Raw genomic sequence first — 6,708 nt, 5'->3', positions numbered from 1 at the left:
GAGGTATTTCACTTCTTCCCTTTATTTTTGCCAATAAAAATTATACACTAACTGGCTTTTCGTCCGAAATATCGTAACTGTTACAGCTCAGCCTGCATCCGTCCCTTCCTCCCCGTCTTCCTCCGCTACAAAATCAGAAAGAGGACGGAAGGTATAGCCCATCTCCTCCCATTTTGTCAAGAGCTCATCTATAATTTCCCCGTTTGTCTTGGAGGTATTGTGCAGAAGCACGATTGCCCCCGGGTGAATCCGTGTAAGCAGCTTGGAAAAGGCTTCCTCGTGGGTGGGCTGGTCATCCTGATACCAATCCACATAGGCCAGGCTCCAGAAAAAGGTGGTATATCCCAGCTCCTTTGCCATCTGCAGATTAGAAAGATTATATTTTCCCTGGGGCGGCCTGTAATACATGGAAAGCTCCTGTCCCGTAATCTCCTGAAACAAATCCTCCACATCCGCTATCTCCTTTTCAAAGGACGCCCGGTCCGACAGGGAGGACATATCAGGATGGTGGTATGTATGATTGCCTACGGTGTGCCCCTCCTCCACCATCCGCTTTACCAGCTCCGGCGCCGACTCCAGATAATGGCCTACCACAAAGAAGGTGGCGGGAGCCTGATGCTTTTTCAGGGCGTCCAGGATAGGCTCCGTATTGCCGTTTTCAAATCCGCAGTCAAAGGTCAGGTAAATCACCTTCTCTTCGCCCTGGCCGATATAATAGGTATCGTATTTTGCAAGCTCTGCGGCAGCTGCGTTGCCTGTGGGCTTTTCTCCTTCCTTCCCGAATCCGAGCCCCCAGTTTTCCGAGCTGAGAACGTTTCCGGAAGTCTCCTTTGTGTCATACACCGCCGCTGCAATGGTTCTTCCCAAAAAGAACATGGCGCACAAAAAAAGCAAGGTGGGTAGAAATTTTTTCATAATTGCAACCATTTATTCTTAGTTTAAAACAATATATGATTGGTTCTTCCCCTTCATGCCTGCTCCTTAAAACGGCAGCCCATAGATCAGTCTCCATGGGCCGCCTGCCTCATTTTAATCACTCTCCGCTTTTAGTCTCTTGGGAAACAGCCGGCTCCGAAGAAACGGCTGGCTCTGGAGAAGCAGTGTTCTCCGGTAAAGCTGCCTCCGGCGAAACCGCATCTGGCAAAACAGCCGGCTCTAAGCTGGTAACCGTACCCTGCAGCGCGTTCGTGCCGCCGCCCTCCTTCTGCTCCAGCTTATAAACCTGCAGATAAATCCACCCCTTCAGCCCATATTCACCGGTGTGCTTCAGACGGCAGGTAAGCTCACAGCTCTTTTTATCCGTTTCCCGCAGCTCATTTAAAGCGCTTATGATATGGGTTCTGTCATCCTCATGCAGGGATTCAAAAAATTCCTCCGGAGACACTGTGAATTCCTTCTCCACATCAAAGCCTCCCGTCTTGTAAATGGTGCACAGATGAATGTCCGTCCGGTATCTCCACTGCAGCACCTGGGAGTTTTCTCTCTGCCAGTACAAAAGTCCTGCATTTGCAAAGGTGGAATTTTTCATCATGCGCAGCTCCGTGGCCTCCACAAAGGTCATAATGATGCCCTCCACCGCATTGTAGTCCGTCCGGTAGGGCCGGATGCGCACCAGCCAGAACCTCCCGCCCGGTTCGGAGATCTCTCTGTCCAGGGGCTGTCTGGTTCGAAATACCTCTTGAATATCCTCCTTCCAGTTGGGATAGGTGTCCATCAGGGACAAATGAGAGATGGGACGTCCCACATCCACGTCCATAATGTGGGTAATCCGGGGAATCATTGGAGTTATCTTGCGGATTCTGAACTGATCGTCCAGATACAGGGCGCCTACCTCCACATTATTCAACAGATTATCCATGTCCATATTCACATGGGTCATCTCATCCAGCTTGGACTGATATTCGGAATTGACCGTGTACAGCTCCTCGTTCACGGACTGCAGCTCCTCGTTGGTGCTCTGCAGCTCCTCGTTGGCCGCTACCAGCTCCTCATTGGTGCTCTGCAGCTCCTCGTTGGCCGTCTCCAGCTCTTCAATGGTAGCCTGCAGATTTTCCCTGGTGATTCGAAGCTCCTCCTCCAGGTCCGTGATCCGCTCTCCCGACAAAAGCCGTTCCTCATCGTCCACGCCGGACTCCAGGTCGGACAAATCCTTGATCTCAAAGGTTAACAGATAGAAAACCGCCTTGGCAGTCTCCAGCCGGTAGCCGGATATGATCACATTCTGATTGGGGAATTTGGGGAAGCCTGCAGCGCACACCGCCGATGCCTCCTGCTCGCCGCTCTTCAGCTTGCGCAGTATGCCGTTTACGAAAATACCCAGCCCATGAGGCAGGTTGGCAAAAATATTCTGGGTAAACACACCCTGGCCGATCTGCAGCACCCGGCTGATATCCTTGCCTGTATACACAATATTGTCCCCTTCATTTATGATAACAAAGAGAGGCATCACCATGGAAAAGGCCTGCTCCACAATTTTCTCGATTCCCAGGCCCCGTTCATCGTTCTTCTCCCGAATGCGGTAGTTATGCACAAAGAAATTCCCGTAATCCCTGCTTAACCGCATTCCCATCAGAGCGCTGCTCCCGGGCACCTCCTTTTTCTGGTAAATTTTATATTTCCGGCTTTGGGAGAGAAACACATCGCTCATTTCCCCAATGGATTCGCTGTTTCCCATAAACAGGTATCCGTTGGGGTTTAAGGAATAATAAAACCGCTGCAAAAGCCCCTGCTGCACCGTGGGCTTCAAATAAATAAACAGATTCCGGCACACCAAAAGATCCAGCTTGGAAAAGGGCGGATCCACCAGAACGTCGTGCACGGAGAAAATAATCCTCTTCCTGATCTGCGAATTTACCTTATAGCCTCCCTCGATTTTGGTAAAATATTTCTGCAGATATTCCGACGGCACGGCAGAAGCCACACTGTCCGCGTATACGGCAGCGCTGGCCACATTCAGGGCGTCCCTGTCAATATCTGTGGCAAAGATTTTAAAATCTCTGTCAATGTGGTTTTTCTCCATATAATCCGTCAAAAGAATTGCCAGTGTGTAAGCCTCCTCCCCTGTGGAGCAGGCTACGGACCAAATCCGGTAGCCTCCCTTTTGGGGCTCAATGTCCGGAAACACATGGGTTCTCAAATATTCAAAGGCATCCTTGTCCCGGAAAAAGCCGGTGACGCCAATGAGAAATTCCTTTAACAGACACTCTCTTTCCTCTCTGGAATTTTTGAAAAAGTTATAGTAATCACTTAAGGAACGGAATTGCTTGATGCTTACCCTGCGCTCAAGCCTTCTTCTGATGGTCTGCTCCTTATAGTCAGAAAAATCAATGCCATACTTTTCCTTCAGGGCAGCCAGAATGTTTCGGAACAGCTCATTATCCTCCTGAACCTCCTTCTTATTCATCTCTGGATGAAAGAGATTCTCCATATAAGACACAATAGCCGCTCCCATAGCCCCCGGCTCCAGCACATAATCCGCATGTCCCGTCTGAATGGCGTTCACCGGCATGCTGTTGAAGGTGGCGCTGCTGGGCTCCTGCACCATTACCATGCCGCCATATTCCTTTATATACCTGCTTCCCTGGGTGCCGTCACTGCCCGCTCCCGAGAGCACCACCCCAATGGCATACTTACCGCAGTCCTCTGCAAGAGATTTAAAGAAAGTATCTATAGCCAGATTTACATGGTTTATCCGCCCCTGATCAGTGAGCATCAGACTGTTGCCCCGGATGGTCATTTCCTTTTTGGGCGGAATCAAGTACACGTGATCCGGCAAAACCTCCATCCCGTCCTCCACCACCATCACCGGCATGCTGGTGCACTTGCTTAAAAGCTCATCCATAATGCTCTTGTAATCAGGAGAGAGATGCTGTATCACCACATAGGCAGCCCCTGAATTTTCGGGCAGCTCCTTAAAAAAGTCCTGCAGCGCCTCCAGTCCCCCGGCGCTGGCCCCGATACCCACTACACAAAAACTGTTATTTTCTCTGCTTTCTTCCTTCGTTCTTCCGCTCTCCTTTTTCTCTCTACAGTCTGAATCAGTATCACATATCCAAATGGCTTTTTGTCCTCAAAACCATAGGGCAGAATCTGTACAATAAATCGACTGCCTTTCTTTCCGTCCACAACCCGCATCACCTTTTGCCCTTCTCTGGCAGCTTTTACATCGTCCCGCCACCCAAGGTAGCCGTCCATCAGATTGACAGCCGCTATGTTCCGATCTATGTCATATTCCCTGATATGGGTGATCTCCGGTATGCCCTCAGACATCTTCTTAATGCAAAATTCACGGTCCAGAAAAACCGTCTGCAGTCCCATCAGCTCAAAAAAATCAATCCCATCTCTGGAAAAATCCGGCATTTCATTGATCTTTTTCTGATATTCCAGATTCACCCGGGTAAGCTTTCTGTTGGAGGCTGCAAGCTCCTGATTCACCACCTGCAGCTCATCGTTCATCAGTGTCAGCTCCTCGTTGGTGCTCTGCAGCTTTTCATTGATCAGCTCGTACTTATCCCTGGTATCATCCAGCTCCTTTAGGGCCTGATAGAGATTGGCCTGGGAAATGTCCAGCTCCCGCTCCAGTTTTTCCTCCTTACGGCTGAAAAGCTCATACTCATTGTTTTTCTTTTCTCTGTCCTCCTGAGCCTCAAACCAAATCAGATAATAGCAGCGCTCTCTGATCACTCTGCCCAGCACATGAATATTGATGTTTCCAGCGTCCTCTTCTCCTTCCTTCACCACCATAATTTCCTGGCGTTCCCCGGAAGGCTCCAGATATTTCAGCGCCATATCGATCAAAACACGGGTTTTTCTGTCCACATTGTCAAAAAGATTTTTGGAAAATTCCCCAGCCTTGAACTGCAGATATTTTCCGGCTTCCTTTCCGGTATACAAAATCTCATGCCTTTCATCCACAATAATGCAGGCCGGCATGCTGGCCGTAAGCAGCTCCTCCACCACCTTCCCCACAGACAGCGATTCCTTTACAAATGTCCGTGCATTCAGGGATATAGGGGCATTTTTCTGCTTTTTCCATATTCTTCCCTTATATTTTTCCACACAGGCAAACCAGCTGCTAAGCTCGTCAATATCCTCTCCCTGTCCCAGCACCAGATAGCCGTTTTGATTCAGCGCATAGGCAAAACGATCTATCATAGCCTTTCTGCTGCGGATTCGGAATTTTTTCATCACATTTCTGCAGATCAACAAATCCAGCCTTGCAAAAGGGGGATTCGTCAATATATCATGCACGGAAAAAATAATCATGTTTCGAATCACCTGGCTGACCTGAAAACCGGAATCTCTCTTTTGAAAATATTTGCGTCTCCATTTGTCCGGCAGCTCCATTATGTCACCCGGTTCAAAAAATCCCCTGATGGCTCCGGACACCATATCCTCCTCCACGTCCGTGGCAAAAATCTTTACTTTGTCATACCACCTGTGGTCTTCCATATAGTCAGACAGCATCATAGCCACCACATAGGCGTCCAGCCCATTGCCACTGCCCGCAACCCATATGCGGATGCCGTTAAATTCCGGTTTTATCTCCTCTATGATATCTGAGATCTCTAAAAGATTGCTCCTATTGTCCTTATCTCTCCAGATATATTTTCGAATGCAGCTCACCAGCTTTTTCTGCTCCTCCATAGAGCTCTCCAGAATCCGCCCATAATAATCCGGGGAAGCGACCCCTGTCTCCTTAAAACGCTCCAGAACGGACCTGATAAAAAATTCCTCCTTGAAATCCGCGTAGGAGTGCATCCCCGCTTTCTTCAGACATTCCTGCACTCTGTGATAAAATCGCTCCGATAAAAAGCCCAGATATTTTTCTGACCCTTCAAAATATTTCCTTCTCACATGATTGGCAATCCAATAGCCCATATTCACCGGCTCCAGCACATAGTCAAAAAGACTGCTGTCCGAGGCATCCCAATATCTTTCCCCCTTTCGCTTTTTCTCAGGCTCGCACAAAAGGCAGAGGCCGCCTGCTTTTTTTACCTGCGCCGCGCCATTCTTGCCGCTTTTTTCAAAATCCGAAAAGAGAACTGCCACCGCGTTTTCCCCGTATCTGCTCGCCAGAGCCTCAAAAAAGGCATCAAAGCTCCCACCGTAATTTTTCCTGTCCGCCAGATAAATTGTGCCAGGCTCTAAATTTTCCCCAGCAGACATCGATTTACAGCAGCGGCCTGTGTATTTCTCCACTGTCTCCTCCAGCATCTTACTTTCCTCTTGGTTTTGTCCGCAGGTAATCACCACGCTGGCCCTGCAGCACTCTATAATATCCAGCGGCATTTCCTGAAAAAAGTATTTCAGCTTCCCCATGTCAAAACGGGTCACGGCCACGCCGATCACCGAGAAGTCCTGAGGTTCCTTTGTCTGAGCGCTTTCGGCCATAAGCTCCGAAAGCTCACACTGGAAAATCACCGAAAGCTGCGTAAGATTTTTGGTGGAAGGCTCCGACAGACCGGTCTCCCACTTGGAGATAGATTGTCTGCTGATATCCAGCCGTTCAGCCAATTCCTCCTGTGAAATATTCTGTTCTGTCCTTTTGCGCCGGATATTCTCTCCTAATGTAATACTGTTTCTCCTCGCTTTTTTGCCGGCTTCTCCTGTGAATCCATTCCCCATAATATTTCTCCGTAAAAATAACCGCACGCAGAAACTGCAGGTGCATTTCTAAATTGGCAATACTATTATACATCCTATGAT

General features: G+C 48.9%; 4 protein-coding genes. All 4 read right to left on the bottom strand.

What is annotated here, in order from left to right:
* Positions 1 to 87 precede the first annotated feature (87 nt).
* Positions 88 to 915 carry a polysaccharide deacetylase family protein gene (locus AC1WIP_RS09325; RefSeq protein WP_481141586.1) on the bottom strand — a complete coding sequence of 276 codons (828 nt, stop codon included), beginning with the start codon at positions 913 to 915 and terminating at the stop codon, positions 88 to 90.
* A gap of 118 nt (positions 916 to 1,033) precedes the next feature.
* Entirely contained in the window at positions 1,034 to 3,964 is a 2,931-nt protein-coding gene (locus AC1WIP_RS09320) for a chemotaxis protein CheB (protein ID WP_481141585.1), read from the bottom strand.
* Positions 3,964 to 6,516, bottom strand: a complete 2,553-nt coding sequence (locus AC1WIP_RS09315) for a CheR family methyltransferase (protein ID WP_481141584.1) — start codon at positions 6,514 to 6,516, stop codon at positions 3,964 to 3,966. The genes AC1WIP_RS09320 and AC1WIP_RS09315 overlap by 1 nt, the downstream gene beginning before the upstream one ends.
* Positions 6,509 to 6,708: hypothetical protein (locus AC1WIP_RS09310; protein ID WP_481141583.1), on the bottom strand; the 200-nt coding region annotated here is incomplete at its 5' end. The genes AC1WIP_RS09315 and AC1WIP_RS09310, both read right to left, overlap by 8 nt.

This window comes from Acetatifactor sp. (assembly GCF_982438285.1).
Note: the sequence above shows the minus strand (reverse complement) of the source record. Positions and strands in the feature narration are given on the sequence as shown.

Bases quoted from the DNA above. Each gene is read 5' to 3' on its own strand.
- AC1WIP_RS09325 (WP_481141586.1), bottom strand. From the start codon at position 915: ATGAAAAAATTTCTACCCACCTTGCTTTTTTTGTGCGCCATGTTCTTT.